Origin of the sequence: Gluconobacter sphaericus NBRC 12467, assembly GCF_006539125.1 — a bacterium.
GTDB lineage: Bacteria > Pseudomonadota > Alphaproteobacteria > Acetobacterales > Acetobacteraceae > Gluconobacter > Gluconobacter sphaericus.
The window spans coordinates 1-22793 of sequence record NZ_BJMK01000016.1 but is presented as its reverse complement, the minus strand read 5'-3'; the positions used below and the strand labels follow the sequence as shown (position 1 = coordinate 22793).

The following is a 22793-nucleotide window of genomic DNA, read 5'->3' as shown; positions in this document are numbered from 1 at the left end:
CTGAGGCGATAGATAATTCGCCCTTCAGTTCGCATTAGCGGCATTTCTGTACCGGCAAGATGCGATCTGCACTGAGTAAATCCGGAGTTTTATTCATGAGCAAAGCTTTTCTTGCCGCAGTTCTGCAGGATTCCATGAATTGTACTGGAGTTGTTGCCCAGCGGGCGGTCAATGACATGATTGACGCCATTATTGAGGAACTGCGCGAAGAAGGCGGTTTTACACTGCCGTCTTTTGGGACGTTCACGGTTTGTGAAACCAAGGCCAGGCAGGCCGTCAATCCGCGGACCGGAGAGCCTGTCGAGGTTTCAGCGGGGCGGACCGTCAGGTTCAAGGCCAGTCCGGGACTGAAACAGCTTGTTTGAAGGGGCGTGAGCGCTCTGACAGGGTAAGAACTGTCGGAGCGCCCGGTGCAACGTGCTTGTGACCGTGCCAAAAGGGGCGGTCAGATAATGGACATGATTTGGGGTCCGAGAAGCGACGTCAGATTCATTCTGTCGTTACTGTCGAGTGCGGATGATTTCAGTAAGAATTCTTCATACGGAAAAGATCCTGCAGAATTGAGCATGTAATATATCAGGTCCGAGGCTGGCCCTTCTTTGTCTCCAACGAAGTTCAGCTCAGACACCTTTTCTCCGAAGTAAAATTTCTCCCAGTCTGAGGCTTCATCCCGTGAAAATTCCACGCCTCCGCCATGGCTTTCGGGAATACAGGTCAGGTATTTTTGGGTTTTCGGAGATTTTATGAAAACCGAACCATCTGATTCGTTGGAATGAAATTCAAATTCATAGCAGTAATTGCTCTGGGCTGAGTGGCTGATATGGAATCGAACATTTGATGAATACACAAAAGGATTCCGAAAAATCCAGATTTTATTGCTATCGTAGGGGATTGCGGCCAGAATTCTCTCAAATCCCTGTCCCTGAAAGAGATGCCCATCAATGTTGTTCAGGGAAAGGTGTTCGCCATGAAGGCTCTTGAGATAGAATAGATCCACTTTTCTGTGAGGATTCAGGCTGTTTGTCGTTTTTTCCAGAGCGTTTCCTTTCTCCAGGAAATTCTTCATCGAATACTGGAAAACTGATTTCTTAATATTGCTGTAGACAGCATTTGCCGCATTGATGCGTGCTTGATCCTGGGGATCATAGACATCATTACGATCAAAATGAGACCAGTAGACCGTACTGTTCGACAGATCGGATCCCAGGCGTCTTTTGATGCGGTCGATGAAGTGCTCCATGGAGCGGCAGATATAATGATTGATTCTGGCGCCTTCCCACAGGATGTTTTTCGTGGCTCCAGGGCGCCATTCTACGGGCTGGCCGGCAGCGTCCGCGTAATTTCCGTAGTACAGGTTGAACTTGTGGGGATTTTCATACACGAAGTTGACAGCTTCTGGCCTTACGAAGCTTTTTACGAGCGTATTGTCATTAAGTTCGGGCGTCGATCTGTGGTTGAAGACCTGATAGGTCGGGACCTTGTCTTTCAGGACCCTGGCGGAACTTCCGTATATGCACCAGCTTAGGGCAATTCCCGTATCGTCTTTACTGAATTTGTCCAGAAATCCGTTTATGTCCTGGGCACCATTGATGCTGACATATTCGTCACCATCCAGCATGGCGATCCACTCATAGTGATCGATGGACTTCTTGATGGCATCAAAATAGCTGTCGCGTTGTCTGTAGTAAAAATTGCCTTCAAGCATGGAAGTCCTGCAAACTTCCACGTTGTAAATTCCTTCGCAGGATTTGGCTATTTCATAGGTCCCGTCGGTCGAGTGGTCGTCATATACAAATATTTTATCGAACCCGAGGGAAATATGCCATGATAGCCATGCCATGATGTCATGGGCTTCGTCTTTAACGAAAAGTACTACTGCAGATTTTTCTTTTTTCACGACGAAGACCCTGATTGATGTCTGAAGTATGCCCCTTCAGATTACATCCTTGATTGAGATTAGCCAAATCAGTTGACGGGCATTGTCCTGAAATGCGCTGTACTCGTTGCGGGAAGCATTTTCCGGTTTTTGGAGGCTGGCTGGGGTGGGAGGATTCGAACCTCCGCATGGCGGAATCAAAATCCGCTGCCTTACCGCTTGGCTACACCCCAAATGATGCGCTCTTGGGAGCGCATGCTTTTGGCCTTCTAGTCCGAACCGGCTGCCTTCGTAAAGTGCGAAGTCAGGATTCTAGTTCAAGATCGTGGTCAGGCAGGCCGGTATTGTTCAGAGCCTCGTCCATTTTGCGTCGTGCTGAGGGTTTGAGAATGCCGTAACGCTCTGCACGATCCAGCGCGCTATCGAGGGCGGCCATGGTGGAGGCCAGATCCGGGCTCTCGTCTTTTTCCCAGGTCCGCATGGCGTGGGCCCAGACTCCGGACAGGGCATTGATGCGTATCACGCCGCCGAAACCTGTGCAGTCGATCCCTGCGGCTTCTGCGAGCCATTTCATGGAATCAAGGGTGGTGCCGGCCAGAAAAGCCGCCAGAGCCGGGTCGTAGGGCACGGCCTGGAGGACTGCGCGTACGCCTTCACGATATTCCTGGAAGATATCGAAGCGGCGCATGATCAGATCGAAAAGATATTCGCGCAGCGTTCCGCCGTCACCGTCGTCACGCAGGGCGCTGGCATCGGCAAGGCGCCCGAGCTGGAGCAGCAGAAGGGCCTTGAGCGGATAGCGCCTGCGAACGGTTTCGATGGGAAGACCGGCTTCGCGGGCCGCGTCTACGAGGGAAAAACGGTGCCATCCCTCGTTTCCGGCGAGCGACAGGGCGGACTGGAGAAGGGCGGCGTCGAAAGCTTCCTGCGCCATGTCCGACGAACCACTCAGTGCCATGTCGTCGGATTCAAAGGGGTCCTGCCGTCCGTCCATACGGGTCTCCTGTCGAAAGCTTCTGGTTTTATGGTGGGAGCATTGCGGTCTGCCGACAAGCTCTCTCCCATAAAGAAACTGTCAGCCAGCGAGTTCGTCGGCCCGTTTTGTAGCAGCGTCAATAGCTTTTGGAACCGTCTGGGGCCAGGCATCGGGTTTCATGAGTACGGCCAACGCTGCGGCGGTGGTGCCGTTGGGGCTGGTGACGGCCTTGCGGAGGTCTTCGGCGCTTTCGGGTAGATCGTCGAGCATGCGTCCCGCACCATAGATTGTTCCACGGGCTAGACGACGGGCGACATTTGGTGCCAGACCATGCTGCTGTCCCGCTTGTTCCAGTAGTTCGGTCAGAAGGAACACATAGGCAGGGCCGGAGCCGGAAATGGCTGTGACGACCGACAGATCGTCTTCGTTCTCGACAGGTACGACGTCCCCGACCGCAAAAAGCAGATCGTGACAGGTGGATTTCTGCTCGTGGCTCGCGGCGGTTGAGGCGTAGAGACCGCTGATTCCCGCACCGACTGAGGAGGGTGTATTGGGCATGGCGCGCAGAACCGGAATGTCGGCTCCAGCACGTCGGACAGAGTCCGAAAGTGTTTTGCAGGTGCGTCCGGCCATGACGGAGAGAATGGCGGCACCGTTCAGGCGAGGGCCCAGAGCCTTGCCAAGCGCATCGATCACGATTTCGGCAACGCTGGGTTTAACGGCGAGGACGATGATGTCGGGTTGAAAATTGGCAGGGATTTCGGCGGCTGTCCGGACGATGGTGACCGTATCGTCCGAGCGGCTTCGGTGTCGGTCGAGGACGACGAGGTGTGGCGGTGTGGGGGAGGCGAGCCACCCGTCGAGTAGCGCGCCTCCCATCTTGCCGCACCCTGCAAGAAGGATTGAAGGGACGGAGGATGGCACGGTCAGGCGTCTCCCACACAGTCAAGCATGGCGGCGTCTATGGCCTCTTGCGGTGATTTTCCGCCCCAGAGCGCAAACTGAAAGGCGGGATAAAAGCGTTCGCATTCGGACATCGCGATCTCCACAAGGTCTTCCATGCTTTCGCCGGGCAGTGTCTGCACGCCGCGCAGCAGCAGCGTATGTCGGTAGGACGGGGTGCCTGTGTCGGGATCGACGGCGAAATGGCCGATCCAGAGGCGGTTATTGGCAAGGGAAACGAGTTCGTGGACGGCCGGACGGCTCTTTGCGGGGGAGCGCAGATCCATGATGCAGTTCAGGTGCAGGGCCGAGAGTTCATCGGACCACGTGAAATACAAGGAATAGTCGCACCATTGTCCGGGGGCCTGGGCGGCCATTTCGGAGGGGCCGAGGCGTTCGAACTCCCATTCATAAAGGCCCATGACCTGTTCCATCAGGTCGAGCGGATGGGATTCTGTTTCATTGGTGAGTGAGGTGCTCAGGGCAGGCATGGCGGGTCTCCCAAGGCCGTGGAGCCTGGCACCGGCCTGGCGCCGGTGCGGCGCTCCAGATGTCTGCGGCCGGAAGCGGAAAATCTGCTCCCGACATCAGTTACGTTATGGAGCCTTGGCCTCGGGTGCAAGCATTACGCGTTGTAAAAGTCACACTGGTTTCAGGGAGTGTTGCAGATCAGCCCTGTGGGCCGCCTTTTTCTTCGGTTGCAAGCTCCTCGACAGCAGCCAGGCGCGATTCGATTTCGGCCAGACGCTGTTCTGTTGCGTCCTGTGCCATTCGCGCACGGGTTGCCATTTCCTGTACCGCGTCGAATTCGTCACGGCGCACGAGGTCGAGGCTGTTGAGGATTTCGTCCACGCGGGTGCGGACGATGGCGTGAAGTTCCTCGCGGGCGCCGGTCACGGCGGAAAATGCGTTACCGGCAAGGCCAGCGAGGTCGTCGAAAAAGCGGGGTCTGTCAGCCATGATGAAGTTCCTGCTGTTCTGCGGCGTGTCGTGTCGGGCGCGTCGCTTGGATCGTTATCGGGGGCAGACTATACAGGAAGGATGATTATCGTCACCGGCGGGGCCGGATTCATTGGTTCGTGTCTTCATGCCGCCTTGCGTCGCCGGGGCTTGAGGACGGTTGTGGTTGATCGGCTCAGGGACGGGGTGAAGTGGCGCAATCTGGCGTCCCATGCGCCGGATCGCATCATCACGCCTGATGAGCTGGAAGGTTTCCTTGCGTCTGAACCGGATGTCGAAGCCGTGTTCCATATGGGGGCGATCAGCGCCACAACGGCGCGGGACGGAGATCTTGTCTGGTCGAGCAATGTGGATCTGTCGCAGACCTTGTGGCGCTGGTGTGCGGCGCGGGGCGTGCGGATGATCTATGCGTCTTCTGCTGCGACCTACGGGGCGGCGGATCAGCCGAAGATGTTCCGTGACGGGCTGGAGGGCATTGATGGTCTGAGGCCGCTGAATCTGTATGGCTGGTCCAAGCAGGCGTTCGATCTGTGGGTGAAGCGGGAAATTGGAGCCGGGGCGCCTGTGCCGCCGCAATGGGCCGGGCTCAAGTTCTTTAATGTCTACGGGCCGAACGAATACCATAAGGGATCGATGATCTCTGTCGTGAAGGTCAAATACGACGAGGTGGTGCAGGATCGTGCGGCGAAGCTGTTCCGCTCGGATGTACCGGGACTGGCCGACGGGCAGCAGCAGCGGGACTTCATCTGGGTCGGGGACGTTGTGAACATCATGCTGTGGCTGTTTGATCATCCGGACGTCAGCGGGTTGTTCAATTGTGGGACCGGTGTGGCGCGGAGCTATCTCGATCTGGCGCATGCGGTCTGTGACGCGGCCAAGCGGGCGAGGGATGTTGAGTTCGTGGACATGCCCGAGAAGCTGCGCGGACAGTACCAGTCCTTTACCTGTGCGGATATGAGCCGCCTTCGCGCTGCGGGCTATGATGCGCCGTTTACGTCTCTTGAAGATGGAATCGGACAGTATGTGCGCGACTATCTTTCCCGTCCCTCCCAAAATCTCTGAGAGCCGAGTCCGTGAGCCATCCCCTGATCTTTCCTGATTTTGATCCGGTTGCCTTTCATGTCGGACCTCTTGCGGTGCGCTGGTATGCGCTCGCTTATATGGTGTCGTTCATCATTGCGCTGCCGATTGCGAAGCGGCTGAACCGTCTGGCGCCGGAAGTAGCGACGAAAGAGCAGGTTGATGACTTCCTGTTTTACGCGATTCTCGGGGTGCTGATTGGGGGACGGCTGGGTTACGTTCTGTTTTACCGGCCGCTGGACTATTTTTCGCATCCGCTGGAGATCTTCAAGACATGGGACGGCGGGATGTCGTTTCATGGCGGGGCGTTGGGCGTCATTCTGGCGCTGGCGTATTTCAGCTGGAAGAACCGTCTGAGCTTTCTGGCTTTTGCGGACCGGATCGTGCCGGTCGTGCCGATCGGACTTGGGCTTGGGCGCTGTGCGAATTTCGTGAACGGGGAATTGTGGGGGCGTCCGGCGTCTCCGGATCTGCCTTGGGCGATGATCTTCCCGACGGGCGGTCCGATTCCGCGGCATCCGTCCGAGCTTTACGAAGCCCTGACCGAGGGTGTCCTGCTGCTGTGCGTGATGCTGTTTGCGGCCAGCCGTCCGCAGGTTCGCGAGCGGTTCGGATTCCTGTCGGGGCTGTTCCTGTTCGGCTATGCCTGTGCCCGGAGTTTCTGCGAGTTTTTCCGGCAGCCTGATGCGAATATCGGGTTTTTGTCGGGCGGGACGACGATGGGGCAGTTGCTGTGTATTCCGATGGCGCTCGTGGGGATGGGGCTGATGGTATATGCGATGCGGCGCCCGGCTCAGGTGTCGGCGCATGTCTGAGGCTGTGTTGACGGGCTCGGTTCTCAAGGTTCCGCACGGGTTCTTCACGCGGCTTGGGGGCGTTTCGCCGGCACCGTATGACAGTCTGAACTGTTCGCTATCCTCGCAGGATGATCCGGCGAATGTGGCGGAGAACAGAGCTCGGGTGGCACGGGCGATCGGGGTGGAAGCGGATTGTCTGCTGGGTCTGAAGCAGACGCATAGTGACATCACCGTGCCTGTGACGGCCGAAACGTCGCTCTGGGTGGCAGGGAGCGGGCAGGCAGGCGATGCGCTGGTGACGGACCGTCCGGAGATCGGCGTGGGGGTGATTACGGCGGATTGTGGCCCTGTTCTGCTGTCTTCTGATGACGGGCGGATTGTTGGGGCGGCTCATGCGGGCTGGCGCGGAGCTGTGGGTGGGATTCTGGAGTCTGTGGTCGCGCAGATGGTGGCGCTGGGTGCCACAGGGATCAGCGTCGTTGTCGGGCCGTGCATTTCGCCGGAGAGCTATGAAGTCGGTCCGGACATGCGCGATGCGGTTCTTGCCAAAGGCGTAGCGGGAGAGAGTTTCTTCCAGCCAGCGCTGCGCGAGGGGCATTTCCTGTTTGATCTGCCGGGCTATTGTGGTTTTCGTCTGGAGCAGGCCGGCGTCCGGACTGTGCAGATCCTTGGTGTGGATACGCTGACGGATCCGCGGTTTTTCAGCCATCGGCGGCGGACGCTCGCGGGTGGTGGGCATATCGGGCATCAGATCTCGGCGATCCGTCCTGTTGGCTGAGGGTGGCGAAGGCCGGATTTTTCGAGCAGCCAGCGATCGGCGGGGCGTGAGAGAAAGCGGTCCACGAGGGCGCCAAGACAGAGGGACAGGCCGAGGGTTGGGATGAACCAGACCCAGCCGAACGTCCAGTTTTCTCCGGTGGCTCTGAACAGATGGATCATCGGCATGACGACGAACATGTGGCTGAGATAGATTTCATAACTCAGCCTGCCCCACTGGCGGGGGCATGTCAGAAACCGGCTTCCGGTCGTCTTGCCCCATCCGTTGTAGAAAGCGAGAAGCAGGGCGGCGCATGAGGCTGTGAAAAATAGCGGTGTGGCGTAGCCGAGGGTCAGCCATACGACATGGCCGTCGATCAGATAGAGACCGACGCCGAGACTTCCGCTCCAGCCGAGCCAGGGTGTGAGTTTTGCAAAGAGGAACGGGGCCATCCGGTGCGCCAGAAGGGCTGCGCAGACGCCCATGGCGATTGCGGAAATGCCTGGTCCGTAGGCTTCATCCTGCCAGATGTCCGATGCGTTGCGGATCTGCCATTCCGCGAAAGGGCTGGACAGGGCGAGGAGCGCAAAAATGAGGCCAAGCAGTTTGGGGATGCGTCCGCCCAGCAGGCAGAGGATGGGGAAGGCTACATAGAACAGTTCCTCGACCGAGAGGGACCACAGCACATCCCAGTTGGGGGGAAGATAGTTCGTTCGGGCTTCGTAGAGGTTCAGATGCATGAACAGCGCTGCGAAGATGGCGCCGGGCAGGGTCTGGCTGTCGTGATGGAAAAGGAAGTCGGGAACGCCTGCGAGGTTGAGAGCCGCAAGAATCCCGAGCAGAACCAGCAGGCATGGCAGAATGCGGCAGGCCCGGCGCATTGAGAAAGCGATGGCATTGATGCCGCCCAGACTGCCACATCGTCGTATCGTGTGATCGGTGATCAGGAAGCCTGAAATGACGAAGAAGATCTTCACACCCTTTCCGCCATCCCAGTTCAGGGCTTTCAGCAGCATGGCGGGAAAAACGGCCGCGAGCCCGGTCTGCATCAGGGGAATGCGCAGGGCGAGGTGATGGGTGACGACGAGGATGATGGATAATCCTCTGAGCAGGTCGATTCCCGGGTTGCGTTGTGCGCCTGATGTTGTCTGCACCCTGAAATCTCATCCTGCAAAATCAGAACGTTTTTGTAATGGAAATCAGGCATGATTCGGTTCGGAATATGGCGTGGGTAGGGGGCAGATATAAAAAAGGGCCGGAAGAGTATTTCCGGCCCTTTTTCGTCTCAGACAGCGTGGGTTTTGGCTTCCCGGTCCCAGAAGCGCAGTTTGCGACACAGGGTGATGAAGGTCTTGAGGTCGCTGGGGGCCTCAAGCGGGATGATGCCATCATCCATGTCTTCGGGCGTGATGCCGCCTTTGGCGAGAAGCGGTTTGGCGTCCGGGCCGTAACCGATGAACTTCGCATGGGCGAAGGCGTCGGCCACGAAGTCCCGTGCGGTGGCTTCGCCGGTCAGGAGTTTTGCTCCTGCTGCGGACGGAAGGAGGACGACCGCATCATACAGGACCGAAGGTGCGCCGACGATCTTCTGGCCAGCTGGAATGAGCTTGCCATCGGTCGTTTTTACGCCGCCAACCGCTGGGGCAACCAGTTCGACGATCGTGCCTTCCGCTTCCGCAGCCTGCATCAGGGCGGCGAGCATGTCCGCATCGGTGCCATCGGTTACGAGCACACCCAGCTTGCGGCCTTTGAACATTTTCGGGCCGTTCTTGAGGATGCTGAGCGGGTTCGAAGTTGGCAGGTCCGTCAGCGGTGTGCGGGCAGCCGGGGCAGGTGCCGGCATCTTTTCCAGACGCAGACCTTCGGCCACATCTTTGGCGAGCTCTTCATCGACATTCAGCAGATGAGCGACGACGCGGGCACGGATGGCCGGGGTGAGGCACTTGCTGAGTTCGAAGACGAAGGCATTCTTGATATGCGTCTGCTCGGTCTGGGTTTGGCTCGTATAGAATTGGCGGGCCTGACTGTAGTGATCGGCGAATAGCTCGCCACGTTCACGGGTTTTGCGGCCGTTCAGTTCTTCCGCATAGGGCTTGTAACCGGTCTGCGGGTTTTCACGTGGTCCCATACCCCAGGAATTGGGCTCATAATTTGCACGCCCTTTCGGGTTGTGCATGGCCATGTGGCCGTCCTGCTGGAAGTTGTGGAACGGGCATTTCGGCGCGTTTATGGGGATATGCGTGAAGTTCGGCCCACCGAGACGCTTGGTCTGGGTGTCCAGATACGAAAAGTTCCGGCCCTGAAGGAGCGGGTCGTTGGTGAAGGCGATGCCGGGGACGACGTTCTGGGTGCAGAAGGCGACCTGCTCGGTTTCGGCGAAGAAGTTGTCCACTGTGCGGTTCAGTACGAGGCGTCCGATACGCCGGACGGGGACGAGTTCTTCCGGGATCAGCTTGGTCGCGTCCAAGATGTCGAAATCGAATTTATCGGCGAAGTCGTCATCGAAGAGCTGCACGCCGAGCTCCCATTCCGGGAAGTCGCCGGAATTGATGGCGTCCCACAGGTCGCGGCGGTGGAAGTCCGGATCGGCTCCGTTGATCTTGACGGCTTCGTTCCACACGACGGACTGCAAACCTTGTTTCGGCTTCCAGTGGAACTTCACATAGGTGGATTTGCCCTCGGCATTGACGAGGCGGAAGGTATGGACGCCGAAGCCTTCCATGAAGCGGAAAGAACGCGGAATGGCGCGGTCGGACATGACCCACATGAGCATGTGGACGGTTTCGGGGGAGAGGGACGCGAAATCCCAGAAATTGTCGTGGGCGGACTGGGCCTGTGGGAAGCCACTGTCGGGCTCTTCCTTCACGGCGTGGACCATGTCCGGAAATTTGATGGCGTCCTGAATGAAGAAGACGGGCATGTTGTTGCCCACGAGGTCCCAGTTGCCTTCTTCGGTATAGAGCTTCACCGCGAAACCGCGCACGTCGCGGGCTACGTCGAAAGAGCCACGGCCGCCGGCGACGGTCGAGAAACGGACGAAGGCTGGAACGCGTTTGCCGATTTTTCCCAGAACGCTGGCGGTCGTGTAATCGGCGAGGGAGTCTGTCAGTTCGAAAAAGCCATGCGCGCCGTAGCCACGGGCGTGGACGACGCGCTCGGGGATGCGCTCGTGATCGAAGTGGAAGATCTTCTCGCGGAAATGGAAGTCTTCCAGAAGGGTAGGCCCGCGGGCACCGGCTTTCTCGGTGTTCTGATCGTCGGAGACGGGGACGCCCTGCTGGGTCGTGAGGGTCGGGGTTTCGCCTGACGCCACCTGATGGGTGCTGCCCTGTGGGCCGCGTTCGAAGGTCTGGTCGCCAATGGTGACGGTTTTGCGTTTGTCCGTGCTCATGAAATGCGCCTCTGCCTGTAGGTCCGAAAAAATACGGGGCTTCGGGAAGTCTGGATGAGGAAGCTGCCCTTCCCGTTGGAAAGGCCGTGCCCCTTAAAAGGCGCTGTCTGGGGCAAGTGTTCCTGAAATAAATCCGGGAAATTTTCTGAACCTGTCCGGAAGACGGGCCGTTAAGTGCAGGAACTCTGTCCATGATGATACAGGAGTGTTTCCATGCCTGCTGATCCTCGTACCCGCTATCCGCGTCCGCCATTCCGGGGCCAGACGCAGAAATTTCCGGGTCTTTCAGAAAAGATGATTCCCCGGCCCGATTACGGCGAAGAAACCTATAAGGGTTCCGGAAAGCTCGCGGGGCTTGCGGCCCTCATCACGGGTGGTGATTCGGGGATCGGACGGGCAGTTGCGCTGGCATTTGCGCGTGAAGGTGCGGATGTCGCGATTTCGTATCTGGAAATGGAGGCGGATGATGCACGCGATATCGGGGAACAGATCAAGGCCGAGGGGAGGAACTGTCTTCTCTTGCCCGGAGATATCCGGGATGGCGCGCATTGTCGCGAGATGATTGGCAGGACCGTCGAGACGTTCGGGCGGCTTGATATTCTGGTGAATAATGCCGCCTTTCAGAAAGCACGCGCAAAGCTGGAAGAGATTTCCGATGAGGAGTGGAAGCGTCATTTCTCCACGAATACGGATGCGTTGTTTCATCTGACGAAAGCGGCCCTGCCGCATCTTCAGGCCGGGGCGTCCATCATCAATACGTCCTCGGTCAATCTGAAGACGGCTCCCGAACTGCTTGTGCCGTATTCCATGACGAAGGCGGCGATTGCGAACTTTACGTCCAGCATGGCGCAGCAGCTCGCCGGGCGGGGGATCCGGGTCAATGCCGTGATGCCGGGGCCGATCTGGACGCCGTTCATTGCAACCGGAATGCCCGAGGAAGAGCAGGAGCATCTGGGTTCGGATGTGCCGCTGGGCCGTCCGGGACAGCCGGCCGAATTGGCGGGCGCTTATGTCTATTTCGCCGATCCGCTGAACAGCTACACCACGGGTGCGCTTCTGGCGGTCAATGGTGGCGTACCGATGATCTGAGCGCATTTCCCGGATTCAGGACTGAGCGAACGCCTGCTCGCCATCGAGCGGGCGTTTTTCCGTTCTGGGGCCGAAGACCAGCGTAACAGCCGCACCGGACAACAGGATCAGGGTTGTTAGGCCAAAAACACCCGGGAAACCGGCAAGTGGATAGAGCCAGCCGATCAGCGCGGGCGATGCGATGGCGCCCAGGCGGGCGATAGCCGAAGCCAGACCCATGCCGCGGGCACGCAGGGATGTGGGGAAGAGTTCAGGTGTGTAGGCGTAAATGCCGCCGAAAGTGCCGTTCATGAAGAAGGACAGTAGGATGCCGAAAAGCAGAACTTCGGTGGGCGTCTGGCTTGCAGCCATACCGATGGCGCTGACGGCTCCGGCAATCATGAACAGTGCCACCGTTCCGCGTCGTCCCAGACGATCTGTGAGGAGGGCGGCGGAGGCATAGCCGGGAAGCTGGGCAAAATAGATTGAGATGGCGTAGCCGAAGCTGCGGGTGACGGTCATGCCACGTTCGATCATCAGGGTCGGGATCCACGTGAAGAATGCGTAGAAGCTGAAGGTGATGGCGAGCCACATGGCCCAGCTCATGAATGTGGAGCGGCGCAGATTGGGGGCGAAGAGATCCCGGACCGGGCGGATGCTTGGGGCACCACGGTCGGTCGTTGTGGTCAGGCCTACGGCAAGGCCTGCGCTTTCTTCGATGTCGCCGACGATGCGGCAGGCTTCGGCTGTTTGGCCGCGCTCGTCGAGCCAGCGCGGGGATTCGGGCAGGGCGCGTCGCCACCATAGAAGCATCAGGACCGGAAAGCCCGTGAGCGCCAAGGCCCAGCGCCAGCCATCCGCTATGGCGGGCACGAGCATGAACCCCATGATGGCGGCGGTGACATAGCCGAAGGAATAGAATCCGGTGAGAGTTGCCGTGAACACGCCGCGATAGCGGGCGGCCACGAATTCGCTGAGATAGGGTGCGATGATGGTGGCTTCCGCACCCGCGCCGATTCCGGAGAGAAGGCGGCACAGGAAAAAGCCTGCAAACGAGGATGATCCGGCGGAGAGCAGGGAGCCGATGGCGTAGATGGCCAGGGCGCTCATCATGACGCGGCGGCGGCCGGAGCGGTCTCCCCACCAGCCGGAGAGCAGGGCGCCCAGGCCGTAGCCGAGATAGGTCGCACTTCCCAGCAGGCCGAGTTCTGGGCCGCTTAGATGCCATTGGCTTTTTAGCATCGGAAGCGCGAACGCTACGATCGCGGAATCGAGGCCGTCGAATGTGTAGCCGAGACCGCCGAGGAACAGCAGTTTCCAGTGGAAGCGGGTAAAGGGCAGGTGTTCGATGCGGGCGGCGATGCTCATCGGGTGGGGGATCTGCCGGAAACTGTGGAAATGAAACGCAAGCGTAGCGGTCCGCAAAGGGGCCGGTCCAGAGGGGCGGATTCCGAAAATGGTTGTGCCGGTGGCGGTTTTCCGCTACTTCGCGCCTCGCACAGGCACCCCTGGAGGTCTGTGTTGAGTGAAATTCAATACGCAGGAGCGTAACAGTGGCTAATTTGACGACACTTGCTGTCTCGACGCGTGCGAAGGCTGGTAAGGGGGCAGCGCGCGCAACGAGACGTGAGGGCCTCGTGCCGGCCGTGATCTACGGTGGCAAGCAGGAACCCTCCATCATCGCACTTGATCCGCGCGTGATCATGAAGGAACTGCATCGCGGTGGCTGGTCCTCCCGTGTGTATAACCTGGCTGCCGAAGGCGCAGAGCCGGTTGCAGCCCTGATCCGTGACGTGCAGCTGCACCCGGTCACCGATGCCCCGATCCATGTTGACTTCCAGCGCGTTGCTGCCGGCACCAAGGTTCACGTCGAAGTCTCCATCGCATTCGTTGGCGAAGAGAAGTCCCAGGGTATCAAGCGCGGTGGCGTTCTGAACGTGGTGCGTCATTACGTCGACGTGCAGGCTGATCCGGCCAACATTCCGGAGCACTTCACGGCAGACCTGAGCGGTCTGGACATTCACGAAAACGTGCGTTGGACGGACCTCAAGGGCACCGAAGGCGCCGTTCTGGCCAGCGGTCAGGCTGTGGACATGGTCATCGCGTCCATCGCCGCACCGACGATCGATGCCGAAATGGAAGCCGAAGCTGCTGCCAAGGCCGCTGCTGAAGCTGCTGCTACGGCAAAGCCCGGCGCAAAGAAGAAGTAAGTCATGAGGCTCTGGACCGGTCTCGGCAACCCCGAGCCGGGGATGAGCCGTCATCGACACAATATCGGCTTCATGGCGGTCGACGAGATCGCCAGGCGCCACGGTTTTTCGCCGTGGCGCAAGCGTTTCCGGGGGGAGACCTCCGAAGGCGTCATCGGGGGGCAGAAGATCCTGCTCCTCAAGCCGATGACGTATATGAACCTGTCAGGCGACAGTGTTCAGCAGGCCGCGCAGTTCTTCAGGATTGCGCAGGATGATATCACCGTATTCCACGACGAACTCGATCTTGCCTTCGGCAAGCTGCGCATCAAGCGTGGCGGTGGTGCCGCCGGGCATAATGGCCTGCGTTCCATGGATAAATGTCTGCCGGGGCCGGATTACTGGCGTGTACGGATGGGGATCGGTCATCCGGGCCACAAGGACCGTGTGACTGGTCATGTTCTGGGCAATTTCGCCAAGGCGGAAGAGCCGGAGCTGGAGCGCTGGCTTGTGGCCATCGCTGATGCGGCACCCCTTCTGGCGAAGAAAGAACACGAAGCTTTCATGACGAAGGTCGCACTGCTGGCTGCTTGAGGGGCTTGCGGTTGAGTGGCTTCTCAGGACCGGTCGGATGAACAGGGCAATGACATCCATCAGGACGTCAGATCCCATTAGCCAGATCAGCAGTGTTTCAATCCAGAATGCTGGGTAGAAGCCAGAGGGTTATGACGCTGCCTAGATCGAAGAGCATGATGCTCTGGATCAGCCATTTGAGATAAAGCTGACGCCGTTTGGGGGGCCGGGAGCGAGGTGCTTCCAGTCCCGTATTTCCGTATTCCTGTGGAGCTGTGGTGGATGCAGGCGTCCAGCAGGGCTGTGGGCCTGATCTGGCAGAGGGGGTGGCAGGCTGATATGATAGCGGCGTTGTGACTGCTGTTTCCAAATTTGAGCCTGTCATTCATCCCCTTGCGCTTCTGTAGTTTGCTGCGGTCCTGTCTGGTCCTGACAGCGCAGGGGCGTGCGGTTTTGAAGGCGCATGTCCGGGCTTTGCCGTATCTGCTAGGAATCGTGAGCTGAAAAGTCTGTTCGCGACGGGAAGTGGTTGTGAGCCTCTCCGGTTTCTGCGAACACAGGGCAACGGAATTTTCTAGAACGGATCGTTCGCGTCTGAACGGTCTTCAATGATGATGGAGAGCACGAATGGGTTTCAATTGCGGCATCGTTGGTCTGCCTAATGTCGGCAAGTCCACGCTGTTCAATGCCCTGACGGAAACGGCTGCTGCACAGGCTGCGAATTACCCGTTCTGCACCATCGAGCCGAATACCGGCCGTGTGGCTGTGCCGGATCCACGACTGGATGAACTGGCGCGGATCGGTAAGTCTATCCGCAAGGTACCGACGAGCCTTGAATTCGTGGACATCGCCGGTCTGGTCCGTGGTGCGTCGAAGGGTGAGGGGCTGGGAAACCAGTTTCTAGCCAATATCCGAGAAGTCGATGCTATCGTGCACGTCCTGCGCTGCTTCGAAGACGACGACATCACGCATGTCGAGGGTGGCGTTGATCCGGTTCGGGACGCGGACATCATTGAGACTGAGTTGATGCTGGCTGATCTGGAAAGCCTGGAGAAGCGTCAGGTCGGTTTGCAGAAGCGGGCCCGTGGCAATGATCGTGAGGCTCAGGCTCAGCTTGAACTGATGGAGCCACTGCTGGCAGCTCTGCGTGACGGCAAGCCGGCCCGGACGGCTGTTCCGAAGGGGCAGGAAGCAGAAGCGTCCCGCCTTCAGCTCCTGACGACGAAGCCGGTTCTGTATGTCTGCAATGTCGAAGAAGCTTCAGCGTCCACCGGCAACGCGTTTTCAGAAGCCGTGCGCAAGCGGGCTGAAGCCGAGGGTGCGGGCGTTGTCGTGGTGTCGGCCGCGATTGAAGCGGAAGTCAGCCAGTTGCCGCAGGAAGACCGGACGGAGTTTCTGGACGGTCTGGGTCTGACGGATAGTGGGCTGGATCGTGTCATTGCAGCTGGTTACAAGCTGCTGGGTCTGCGGACGTATTTCACGGTCGGACCGAAGGAATCCCGCGCCTGGACGATTACGGCCGGGACGAAGGCGCCTCAGGCCGCTGCTGTCATTCACAACGATTTCGAGCGTGGCTTCATCGCCTGCGAAACCGTGGCATTCGACGATTACGTGGCCTGCAATGGCGAGGCCGGGGCCAAGGAAGTTGGCAAGCTGAGGATCGAAGGCAAAGAATATGTGGTGCAGGATGGTGACGTCCTGTTGTTCCGGTTCAATGTCTGAGGCCGAGCACATTCTGGACGGTCTGGCAGAGCATGCTCGCCGGGCCAGCCGGAGTTTGGCGCGGGCGAATGCGGAAACCCGCAATCATGCGCTGTCCGAGGCTGCGAGAGCCCTGAGGGGCCGGTTGGAGGAGATCGTAGCTGCCAACCAGAAGGATCTGGCAGCGCTTTCCGAAGATCGGAACGCGGCGTTCCGGGATCGTCTGACGTTGACGTCGGAGCGTGTCGAGGCGATGGCGCGCGGTCTGGAAGACGTGGCACGTCTGCCGGATCCGGTTGGGCGGGTTCTGGCGGAATGGGACCGCCCGAACGGTCTGCATTTCCGTCGGGTGGCGACGCCGCTTGGCGTGATCGGCATGATCTATGAAAGCCGGCCCAATGTTGGGGCTGATGCTGCGGCCCTGTGTATCAAGTCTGGCAATGCGGTCATTCTGCGCGGTGGTGGGGAAAGTCTTCATTCCGCGCGGGCCATTCAGGCCGCGATGGAAGACGGTTTGCGGGCAGCGGGGCTGGATGAAGCCTGTGTGCAGATTTTGCCGTCTGCCGATCGGGCTCTGGTCGGGGCGATGCTGCAGGCTTCGGGAAAGATTGATCTGATCATTCCGCGCGGCGGCAAGTCTCTTGTGGAGCGCGTGCAGCGTGAGGCCCGCGTGCCGGTTCTGGCGCACGCGGACGGCCTGAATCACACCTACATTCATGCGAGTGCAGATCCGGCGATGGCCCGGAAGGTGCTGCTGGATGCGAAGATGCGGCGGACGGGGATCTGTGGTGCGACGGAGACGCTGCTGATCGATGCGGCGATTGCGCCGACGCTGTTGCCCTTGCTCGTTGAAGATCTGGCCGCGAAGGGATGTACGTTCCGGGCAGATGACCGGGCGCGTGTGATCGTGCCGACGCTTGCGGCTGCCTCGGCTGATGATTTCAAAACGGAATGGCTGGACGCCGTGCTTTCGGTTGTCGTGGTGGACGGGGTTGAAGATGCTCTGGCTCACATCGCGCGGCATGGAAGCTCGCATACCGAGGCCATTATCGCCGAAGATCTTGAAGCCGCGGCGGAGTTTCTCAACGGAACGGATAGCGCGGTTGTGATGTGGAATGCGTCTACGCAGTTCTGTGACGGTGGGGAGTTCGGCTTCGGTGCGGAAATCGGCATTGCGACGGGGCGGATGCATGCCCGTGGGCCCGTCGGGCTCGAGCAGCTGACATGCTACCGGTACGAAGTGATCGGCACCGGGCAGGTGCGGGGCTGATCAGTATTCCGACGTCTGGTGATGGCCGGAATATGCGGATCGGTCTGCTGGGTGGGTCTTTTAATCCGGCGCATGCGGGTCATCTCATGCTGGCGCGGCGGGCCTTGCGGGCTTTGCGCCTGGATCAGGTGTGGCTCATGGTCTCGCCAGGGAATCCGCTCAAGCCCCGTAAGGGCATGGCGCCGTTCAGGGTGCGTCTTGCCTCTGCGGAGCGGATTGCAGACGGACGGCGAATCGTTGCGACGGATATCGAATCGCGGCTTGGGCAGCGCTTCACCGTAAAAACGGTCGGATTGCTGAAGCAGCGCTTTCCGCATGTGCATTTCGTGTGGCTGATGGGGGCGGACGGTCTGGCACAGCTGTCGCGCTGGAAGCGCTGGCGGCGGTTGGCTGCGATGGTTCCCATCGCTGTTCTCCCGCGTCCAGGCAGTGTTTCGCCAGCCCTGCGGGGGGCAGCAGCGTCCGTTTTGCGGCATCAGAGACGGCCCTCACGGGAATCTCCCGTGCTTGCGGAGCGAAAAGGCAGCGCATGGACGTTCCTTTCTGCGCCGCAGAACGATATATCGGCTACAGCGTTGCGTGAATCCGGCCAGTTTCGTCCGGAATCCGATCAGGAGTAAAAACCATCACCAAGACGACCTCTCCCGAATCGCAGGCCAAAAAGCCTGTGCGCCGGAAAACCAGCTCCCCCGATGCGGCACTGGCCGAGGCTGCCAAGGTGCCGGGAACGGCTCGCAAGAAGGCCGCAGTTGCCGGACCGAAGAAAACGGCCGTCAAGCGTGAAGCTGTGCAGCCGGATCTTCTGACCAATATGCTGACGGTCATCACCACGAGTCTGGACGAAGACAAGGGTGAAGACATCGTTGTGCTGGACTTGGTCGGCCGTGCGAATTTTGCTGATCGTATGGTCATTGCGACCGGTCTTGCGGACCGCCAGATTTCCGCGATGGCGCATCACATCGAGAAGAAGCTCAATGAGATCGGCATCAAGCGTATTCTGATCGAAGGCGCGAATGGCAGCGATTGGGTTCTGATCGATGCCGGCGACGTTGTTGTGCATCTCTTTAAGCCCGAAAGCCGCGAGCTTTACGGTCTTGAGCGTATGTGGGGCGCCGATCTGGATGGCAGCGAAGACGAAGTTGCTGTTGGACAGGATGAAAAGCAGGACTGAATGAAGCTGGTCGCAATCGGCCGGCTCAAAGCCGGGCCGGAGCGCGAACTGTTCAAGCGTTATGCGGGCCGGATAAGGCCCGCTTTGACGGTGACGGAACTCGCGCCGTCAAAAGGCAGCGTCCAGGAGCAGAAGCGCAAGGATGCTGCGGCTCTTCTGGGGGCCTGTCCTGACAATGCCCTGATCGTGGCGCTGGACGAAGGCGGTAAAACGCCTGACAGTCTGCGTTTGGCGGAAATGCTATCTCGCTGGCAGGAAACCGGGCGTCCCATTCATTTTCTGATCGGTGGTGCGGAAGGGTTGGATTCAAGCGTGATCCAGCGGGCCGATTCCGTGATTTCTCTGGGGAAACTGACCTGGCCGCACATGTTGGTCAGGGTTCTGATCGCCGAGCAGGTGTTCCGGGCTCAGGCCATCAATGCCGGCCATCCCTATCACAGGGAAACACGACCAGACTGAAGCTGATCGTCAGGCTGTATCAGCGAATCGAACGGTTGGGAGCGTCCGAAGTGAAGGCATCGTCCGGAGCCTCGGCCACTTCTGTGCTGCTCATTGGATGGCTCAGTGCGTCAGAACCGTTCAGGACGGCGCGATGACGGAAACCTGAGACATTCGAAGCGCGTGCCATCACGATATGTGGAGCCGGATTGCGGTCGCCATCGTCGGAATGGGGGTAGATGAAACCGTAGGTTGGATAGATGCTGCCAAGGCGGCCGCTGCGATCGTTGAGGGCGACGCGGACTGCGCTCCAGTCATTGTTGGGTGAAACGTCAACGACGCGCACGTTATGTGCGATACCGTTGGAAGCCCAGTGGGACTGGTCGATATAGATTGTGCGGCTGTCTTCTACCGAACGGACTACGGCGACATGGCCGAGCGGCATGCGGCGGATGGCGCGGAAATTCAGGACCGAACCGGCTTGCGGGGTGGACCCGCGGGCATAAACGCCAGCGGCATTGTACCACCAGTCACGCGCATTGCCGTGCAGAACGACTTCTGAGGCCGTCTTGGCGTAAGCGACGCATTGAATGACGTGAGTATAAGAGTGTCGATGGTTGCTGGAACGGTGGCTGTGAAAGACGGTCCGTCCGTGGTGACCCGAACTGTGACGGGCCTGAGCCTGTCCCGAAAAGAATGCGATCGCGGAGAGCGCCAGAGCAGAGAAAAAGGTTTTCCGGCAACTGTTATGCTTCACGATCTTTAGGATCCTGATTGGTTATGTGTTGTTCGGGTTACAGGGAGGTAACAACCTTCCTGCAACCCTGACAAGAGCAGAATGCAGGTCTCTGGGTTAAATTTTCATTTCTAAAGAAAATCTTTTTGACACCACACTCTGCTGTATTCTCGCCATAATCGTCCGATTCAGATCACTTTGTTGTCGTGAGCATGATTTCCACGAGGATTTTCGGGTCCGCCATGACGGCCTGAACGCAGGCACGGGCAGGGGCCATGTTCTCCGGAAGCCATGCGGACCAGACCGTGTTGAGGGCGGTACGGTCTGCGATGTCCTTCACCCAGATCTGAGCCTGAAGGATGCGGGTCTTGTCGGTGCCATGCACTTCCAGGATTTCGTCGAGCTGGTCGAGAACGCTCTTGGTCTGTTCTTCGATTCCTTTGGACAGATCAGCTGCGACAACGCCCTGCGTGAAAATGAAGCCGTGATATTCAACGGCCTTGGAAAGAATGGCGTTCGGTTCTGTGCGGATGATGCGGCTCATGATGACACCTCGTGTGATGGGGAAAGGTGGAGAGTGACCTTCCTGTGAAAAGGGGTCAATGATCCGTGGTGGCTGGTGTCAGGCGGATGCCGGGTCTCACTTGTCGCGCAGGGATTGACGCTGTATCGCCACATCAGAACGGACCGTCTGGAAGGGGGAGCTGTGACTCCTTTGTATGCGAAGCGGGTGCCGGTAACGCCTTTACGGCAGAACTGCACCATTCTCTCGAATGATGAGGCTCGTGCGGTTGTGGTGGATCCCGGCGGAGATGTCGGAGACATCCTTCAGCATCTGGACGGGATGACCATTGAGGCCATTCTCCTGACGCACGGTCATCTGGATCATGCCGGTGGCGCGGCTGCTTTGAAAAGAGCTGTCGAAAAACAGCAGGGTCAGCCTGTTCCCGTTATAGGGCCGGACCGGCGGGATGAATTCTTGCTGCAGAGCATCACCAAACAGGCGGCTGCTTTCGGAGTTCCGGGCATGGAGAATGTTGCGCCGGATCGTTTTGTGGAAGGCGGAGAAGTCCTGCATCTGCTGGGGCAGGATCTTCATGTTGCGCATGTTCCCGGCCATACGCCAGGGCATGTCGTCTTTGTGGATCATGATAACCGGCGTGTGCTGGCGGGCGATACGCTGTTCCGGGGGACTGTCGGCCGGACGGATTTTGCGTATGGCGATTCACAGGCGCTTGTTGACGGTATTCGCAGACATCTTCTGACGCTGCCTGATGATACGGTGGTTTTGTGTGGGCACGGGATGCCGACGACCATCGGAGAAGAGCGCCGGGCCAATCCCTTCCTGATTTCCTGAACCTGAAGGTCATATTATGCGAATTTTATGCTGTGCGCTGGTGGCGGCGCTAGGAATGAGTGCTGGTGTTGCGAAGGCGGAGGAACCGATTACGCAAGCGCAGGCCCGTCTGCCAATCGCGCCTTTGACCATTACGACGCGAGATGGCCAGAAGCATGAGTTTACGGTGGAACTGGCCAAGACCTATCGTCAGCAGGAAGTGGGTGAGATGTTCCGCAAGCATCTTCCCGAAAACGAGGGAATGCTGTTCATGTGGGCAACGCCTCAGGTTTCGGACATGTGGATGCGTAATACGCTTGTGCCGCTGGACATCGTGTTCATTGATTCAACGAACCATATCCATGCCATTGCAGAGAATGCTGTCCCTCTGAGCGAGGCAATCCTGCGGAGCGACGGTGTGGTTGCCAATACGCTTGAACTGGCAGGAGGCGTTACGGCGAAGCTGGGAATCCGGGTGGGCGATGCTGTTACCAGTTCCGCGCTGAAGCATTGATGATCCTGTGAAGGTTCTGGTTACCGGGGTCGCCGGGTTTATAGGGTTTCATGTTGCGCAGGCCCTTCTGAAGCAGGGCATGGAGGTCGTAGGCGTCGATACTCTCAATGCCTATTATGATCCGGCCCTCAAGGTCGCCCGACTGGAGCAGCTTGAGCCTTATCCGGGGTTCATTTTTCTGAAAGTGGATGTTGCCAGTCCTGTAGCCATGCAGGATCTGGTCGCAGAGCACTCTGATCTGGAAGGTGTAATCCATCTTGCGGCCCAGGCCGGGGTGCGGCACTCGATGGTCGATCCCTATTCCTATGTGACGTCCAACGTGATGGGGCAGGTCGCTCTTCTGGAAGCCTGTCGTCATTTGAAAAAGCTGACGCATGTTGTGTATGCGTCATCCTCCTCTGTCTATGGCCGCAATCAGAGCGTTCCTTTCAAGGAGACAGATCGGGTCGAGCGGCCCAGTTCGGTATATGCCGTAACCAAACGGGCTGCCGAACTGATGTCTGAGTCCTACGCATATCTGCACGGCATTCCGCAGACGGGGCTCCGGTTTTTTACCGTGTATGGTCCGTGGGGCAGGCCTGACATGGCATACTACGGGTTTGCGAAAGCGATTTCGGAAGGGGGGGTGGTGACCCTTTATGAAGGGAAACACCTTTCCCGCGACTTCACTTATATCGATGACATCGTCAGGGGTGTGCAGCAGGTTCTGGGCAAGCCGCCGGAAGCCGGAATATCGCGGGTGCTTAACCTGGGGGGGGATAAGCCGGAAAGAGTGACCCGCATGATTGAACTGCTTGAGGAAAATCTGGGGAGGAAAGCTCTCGTGGAACGGCGTGCCAGACCGGTTGCTGATATGGAATCAACTTGGGCTTCTTTGGAAAATGTCAGGGAATTCTGCGGTTGGAAGCCGGCTGTGTCCTTTGAAGACGGGATGAAGGAATTCTGTTTGTGGTTCAGAAAGTTCCACGGAATCTGATTTTTTCACAAAAATGCAATTTTCCTGTTGACCCTCCTCTGA

Annotated in this window: 26 protein-coding genes and 1 tRNA gene; 15 read left to right on the top strand and 12 right to left on the bottom strand. The window is 58.6% G+C overall.

Features of this window, described 5'->3' with window-relative positions; genetic code table 11:
* Positions 1 to 95: 95 nt before the first annotated feature.
* Positions 96 to 365, top strand: coding sequence for an HU family DNA-binding protein (locus GSP01_RS10035; RefSeq protein ID WP_011252687.1), 270 nt, complete (start codon positions 96 to 98; stop codon positions 363 to 365).
* Between the two features lie 80 nt (positions 366 to 445).
* On the opposite strand, the gene GSP01_RS10030 is transcribed toward GSP01_RS10035, so the two are convergent.
* From GSP01_RS10030 to GSP01_RS10005, 6 genes are all read right to left on the bottom strand, one after another.
* Positions 446 to 1897 carry a glycosyltransferase family 2 protein gene (locus GSP01_RS10030; RefSeq protein WP_141353171.1) on the bottom strand — a complete coding sequence of 484 codons (1452 nt, stop codon included), beginning with the start codon at positions 1895 to 1897 and terminating at the stop codon, positions 446 to 448.
* Between the two features lie 137 nt (positions 1898 to 2034).
* Positions 2035 to 2109: transfer RNA gene (locus GSP01_RS10025), tRNA-Gln, on the bottom strand.
* A 71-nt stretch (positions 2110 to 2180) separates the two neighbouring features.
* Entirely contained in the window at positions 2181 to 2870 is a 690-nt protein-coding gene (locus GSP01_RS10020) for a TetR family transcriptional regulator (protein ID WP_141353170.1), read from the bottom strand.
* A gap of 81 nt (positions 2871 to 2951) precedes the next feature.
* The gene (gene proC / locus GSP01_RS10015; RefSeq protein WP_228123894.1) at positions 2952 to 3782 is read right to left on the bottom strand and encodes a pyrroline-5-carboxylate reductase; all 831 of its coding nucleotides are present in this window, start codon (positions 3780 to 3782) and stop codon (positions 2952 to 2954) included.
* Positions 3779 to 4285 (bottom strand): type III secretion system chaperone family protein, encoded by a 507-nt coding sequence (locus tag GSP01_RS10010; RefSeq protein WP_141353166.1) that lies wholly within the window; start codon positions 4283 to 4285, stop codon positions 3779 to 3781. Before GSP01_RS10010 ends, proC begins: the two co-directional genes overlap by 4 nt.
* A gap of 178 nt (positions 4286 to 4463) precedes the next feature.
* Entirely contained in the window at positions 4464 to 4754 is a 291-nt protein-coding gene (locus GSP01_RS10005; protein ID WP_062107038.1) for an accessory factor UbiK family protein, read from the bottom strand.
* A gap of 81 nt (positions 4755 to 4835) precedes the next feature.
* Between GSP01_RS10005 and rfaD the strand changes: the two genes are divergently transcribed.
* Genes rfaD through pgeF form a run of 3 tightly spaced genes read left to right on the top strand, consistent with a single transcriptional unit; the run spans position 4836 to position 7409 of the window.
* On the top strand, positions 4836 to 5816 hold the full coding sequence (gene rfaD / locus GSP01_RS10000) for an ADP-glyceromanno-heptose 6-epimerase (protein WP_141353164.1): 981 nt from the start codon (positions 4836 to 4838) through the stop codon (positions 5814 to 5816).
* Between the two features lie 26 nt (positions 5817 to 5842).
* Positions 5843 to 6649, top strand: coding sequence for a prolipoprotein diacylglyceryl transferase (lgt, locus tag GSP01_RS09995; RefSeq protein ID WP_141353207.1), 807 nt, complete (start codon positions 5843 to 5845; stop codon positions 6647 to 6649).
* Positions 6642 to 7409 (top strand): peptidoglycan editing factor PgeF, encoded by a 768-nt coding sequence (gene pgeF, locus GSP01_RS09990; RefSeq protein ID WP_141353162.1) that lies wholly within the window; start codon positions 6642 to 6644, stop codon positions 7407 to 7409. Before lgt ends, pgeF begins: the two co-directional genes overlap by 8 nt.
* Here pgeF and GSP01_RS09985 read toward each other — a convergent pair.
* The gene (locus GSP01_RS09985) at positions 7379 to 8542 is read right to left on the bottom strand and encodes an acyltransferase family protein (protein ID WP_141353160.1); all 1164 of its coding nucleotides are present in this window, start codon (positions 8540 to 8542) and stop codon (positions 7379 to 7381) included. The genes pgeF and GSP01_RS09985 overlap by 31 nt on opposite strands.
* 131 nt (positions 8543 to 8673) lie before the next feature.
* On the bottom strand, positions 8674 to 10779 hold the full coding sequence (locus GSP01_RS09980) for a catalase (RefSeq protein ID WP_141353158.1): 2106 nt from the start codon (positions 10777 to 10779) through the stop codon (positions 8674 to 8676).
* A 213-nt stretch (positions 10780 to 10992) separates the two neighbouring features.
* Here GSP01_RS09980 and GSP01_RS09975 point away from each other — a divergent pair, with 213 nt between their 5' ends.
* Positions 10993 to 11868 (top strand): SDR family oxidoreductase, encoded by an 876-nt coding sequence (locus tag GSP01_RS09975; protein WP_141353156.1) that lies wholly within the window; start codon positions 10993 to 10995, stop codon positions 11866 to 11868.
* Positions 11869 to 11883: 15 nt separating this feature from the next.
* On the opposite strand, the gene GSP01_RS09970 is transcribed toward GSP01_RS09975, so the two are convergent.
* Positions 11884 to 13215 (bottom strand): MFS transporter, encoded by a 1332-nt coding sequence (locus GSP01_RS09970; protein ID WP_141353154.1) that lies wholly within the window; start codon positions 13213 to 13215, stop codon positions 11884 to 11886.
* Positions 13216 to 13400: 185 nt separating this feature from the next.
* Between GSP01_RS09970 and GSP01_RS09965 the strand changes: the two genes are divergently transcribed.
* Entirely contained in the window at positions 13401 to 14057 is a 657-nt protein-coding gene (locus tag GSP01_RS09965) for a 50S ribosomal protein L25/general stress protein Ctc (RefSeq protein ID WP_141353152.1), read from the top strand.
* Between the two features lie 3 nt (positions 14058 to 14060).
* On the top strand, positions 14061 to 14630 hold the full coding sequence (gene pth / locus GSP01_RS09960; RefSeq protein ID WP_141353150.1) for an aminoacyl-tRNA hydrolase: 570 nt from the start codon (positions 14061 to 14063) through the stop codon (positions 14628 to 14630).
* Positions 14631 to 14727: 97 nt separating this feature from the next.
* On the opposite strand, the gene GSP01_RS09955 is transcribed toward pth, so the two are convergent.
* Positions 14728 to 14994 carry a hypothetical protein gene (locus GSP01_RS09955; protein ID WP_141353148.1) on the bottom strand — a complete coding sequence of 89 codons (267 nt, stop codon included), beginning with the start codon at positions 14992 to 14994 and terminating at the stop codon, positions 14728 to 14730.
* A 242-nt stretch (positions 14995 to 15236) separates the two neighbouring features.
* On the opposite strand from GSP01_RS09955, the gene ychF reads away from it, so the two are divergent.
* From ychF to GSP01_RS09925, 5 genes are all read left to right on the top strand, one after another.
* Entirely contained in the window at positions 15237 to 16331 is a 1095-nt protein-coding gene (gene ychF, locus GSP01_RS09945; protein WP_141353146.1) for a redox-regulated ATPase YchF, read from the top strand.
* On the top strand, positions 16324 to 17580 hold the full coding sequence (locus tag GSP01_RS09940) for a glutamate-5-semialdehyde dehydrogenase (RefSeq protein WP_141353144.1): 1257 nt from the start codon (positions 16324 to 16326) through the stop codon (positions 17578 to 17580). The genes ychF and GSP01_RS09940 overlap by 8 nt, the downstream gene beginning before the upstream one ends.
* Before the next feature lie 32 nt (positions 17581 to 17612).
* Complete coding sequence (locus GSP01_RS09935; RefSeq protein ID WP_141353204.1) at positions 17613 to 18200, top strand: nicotinate-nucleotide adenylyltransferase; 588 nt, start codon at positions 17613 to 17615, stop codon at positions 18198 to 18200.
* A 98-nt stretch (positions 18201 to 18298) separates the two neighbouring features.
* Positions 18299 to 18751 carry a ribosome silencing factor gene (rsfS, locus tag GSP01_RS09930; protein ID WP_141353205.1) on the top strand — a complete coding sequence of 151 codons (453 nt, stop codon included), beginning with the start codon at positions 18299 to 18301 and terminating at the stop codon, positions 18749 to 18751.
* A complete protein-coding gene (locus tag GSP01_RS09925) occupies positions 18752 to 19210 on the top strand; it encodes a 23S rRNA (pseudouridine(1915)-N(3))-methyltransferase RlmH (protein WP_141353142.1) in 459 nt (152 codons plus the stop codon).
* Between the two features lie 19 nt (positions 19211 to 19229).
* Here the strand turns inward: GSP01_RS09925 and GSP01_RS09920 are convergent, their stop codons facing one another.
* On the bottom strand, positions 19230 to 19946 hold the full coding sequence (locus GSP01_RS09920) for a CHAP domain-containing protein (protein WP_141353140.1): 717 nt from the start codon (positions 19944 to 19946) through the stop codon (positions 19230 to 19232).
* A 172-nt stretch (positions 19947 to 20118) separates the two neighbouring features.
* Entirely contained in the window at positions 20119 to 20469 is a 351-nt protein-coding gene (locus tag GSP01_RS09915; protein WP_011252711.1) for a RidA family protein, read from the bottom strand.
* 162 nt (positions 20470 to 20631) lie between these two features.
* On the opposite strand from GSP01_RS09915, the gene GSP01_RS09910 reads away from it, so the two are divergent.
* The 3 genes from GSP01_RS09910 to GSP01_RS09900 are packed head-to-tail and all read left to right on the top strand — an operon-like array spanning position 20632 to position 22751.
* Positions 20632 to 21282 (top strand): MBL fold metallo-hydrolase, encoded by a 651-nt coding sequence (locus GSP01_RS09910; protein ID WP_141353138.1) that lies wholly within the window; start codon positions 20632 to 20634, stop codon positions 21280 to 21282.
* A 16-nt stretch (positions 21283 to 21298) separates the two neighbouring features.
* Positions 21299 to 21775 (top strand): DUF192 domain-containing protein, encoded by a 477-nt coding sequence (locus GSP01_RS09905; protein WP_141353136.1) that lies wholly within the window; start codon positions 21299 to 21301, stop codon positions 21773 to 21775.
* A 7-nt stretch (positions 21776 to 21782) separates the two neighbouring features.
* Positions 21783 to 22751, top strand: a complete 969-nt coding sequence (locus GSP01_RS09900; protein WP_141353134.1) for an SDR family NAD(P)-dependent oxidoreductase — start codon at positions 21783 to 21785, stop codon at positions 22749 to 22751.
* Positions 22752 to 22793: the final 42 nt, after the last annotated feature.

Coding starts and splice junctions, on each gene's coding strand:
- GSP01_RS10035 (WP_011252687.1), top strand. CDS start 96: ATGAGCAAAGCTTTTCTTGCCGCAGTTCTGCAGGATTCCATGAATTGT.
- GSP01_RS10020 (WP_141353170.1), bottom strand. CDS start 2,870: ATGGACGGACGGCAGGACCCCTTTGAATCCGACGACATGGCACTGAGT.
- GSP01_RS10010 (WP_141353166.1), bottom strand. CDS start 4,285: ATGCCTGCCCTGAGCACCTCACTCACCAATGAAACAGAATCCCATCCG.
- GSP01_RS10005 (WP_062107038.1), bottom strand. CDS start 4,754: ATGGCTGACAGACCCCGCTTTTTCGACGACCTCGCTGGCCTTGCCGGT.
- rfaD (WP_141353164.1), top strand. CDS start 4,836: ATGATTATCGTCACCGGCGGGGCCGGATTCATTGGTTCGTGTCTTCAT.
- pgeF (WP_141353162.1), top strand. CDS start 6,642: ATGTCTGAGGCTGTGTTGACGGGCTCGGTTCTCAAGGTTCCGCACGGG.
- GSP01_RS09980 (WP_141353158.1), bottom strand. CDS start 10,779: ATGAGCACGGACAAACGCAAAACCGTCACCATTGGCGACCAGACCTTC.
- GSP01_RS09975 (WP_141353156.1), top strand. CDS start 10,993: ATGCCTGCTGATCCTCGTACCCGCTATCCGCGTCCGCCATTCCGGGGC.
- GSP01_RS09970 (WP_141353154.1), bottom strand. CDS start 13,215: ATGAGCATCGCCGCCCGCATCGAACACCTGCCCTTTACCCGCTTCCAC.
- pth (WP_141353150.1), top strand. CDS start 14,061: ATGAGGCTCTGGACCGGTCTCGGCAACCCCGAGCCGGGGATGAGCCGT.
- GSP01_RS09955 (WP_141353148.1), bottom strand. CDS start 14,994: ATGACAGGCTCAAATTTGGAAACAGCAGTCACAACGCCGCTATCATAT.
- ychF (WP_141353146.1), top strand. CDS start 15,237: ATGGGTTTCAATTGCGGCATCGTTGGTCTGCCTAATGTCGGCAAGTCC.
- GSP01_RS09940 (WP_141353144.1), top strand. CDS start 16,324: ATGTCTGAGGCCGAGCACATTCTGGACGGTCTGGCAGAGCATGCTCGC.
- GSP01_RS09935 (WP_141353204.1), top strand. CDS start 17,613: ATGCGGATCGGTCTGCTGGGTGGGTCTTTTAATCCGGCGCATGCGGGT.
- GSP01_RS09925 (WP_141353142.1), top strand. CDS start 18,752: ATGAAGCTGGTCGCAATCGGCCGGCTCAAAGCCGGGCCGGAGCGCGAA.
- GSP01_RS09915 (WP_011252711.1), bottom strand. CDS start 20,469: ATGAGCCGCATCATCCGCACAGAACCGAACGCCATTCTTTCCAAGGCC.
- GSP01_RS09905 (WP_141353136.1), top strand. CDS start 21,299: ATGCGAATTTTATGCTGTGCGCTGGTGGCGGCGCTAGGAATGAGTGCT.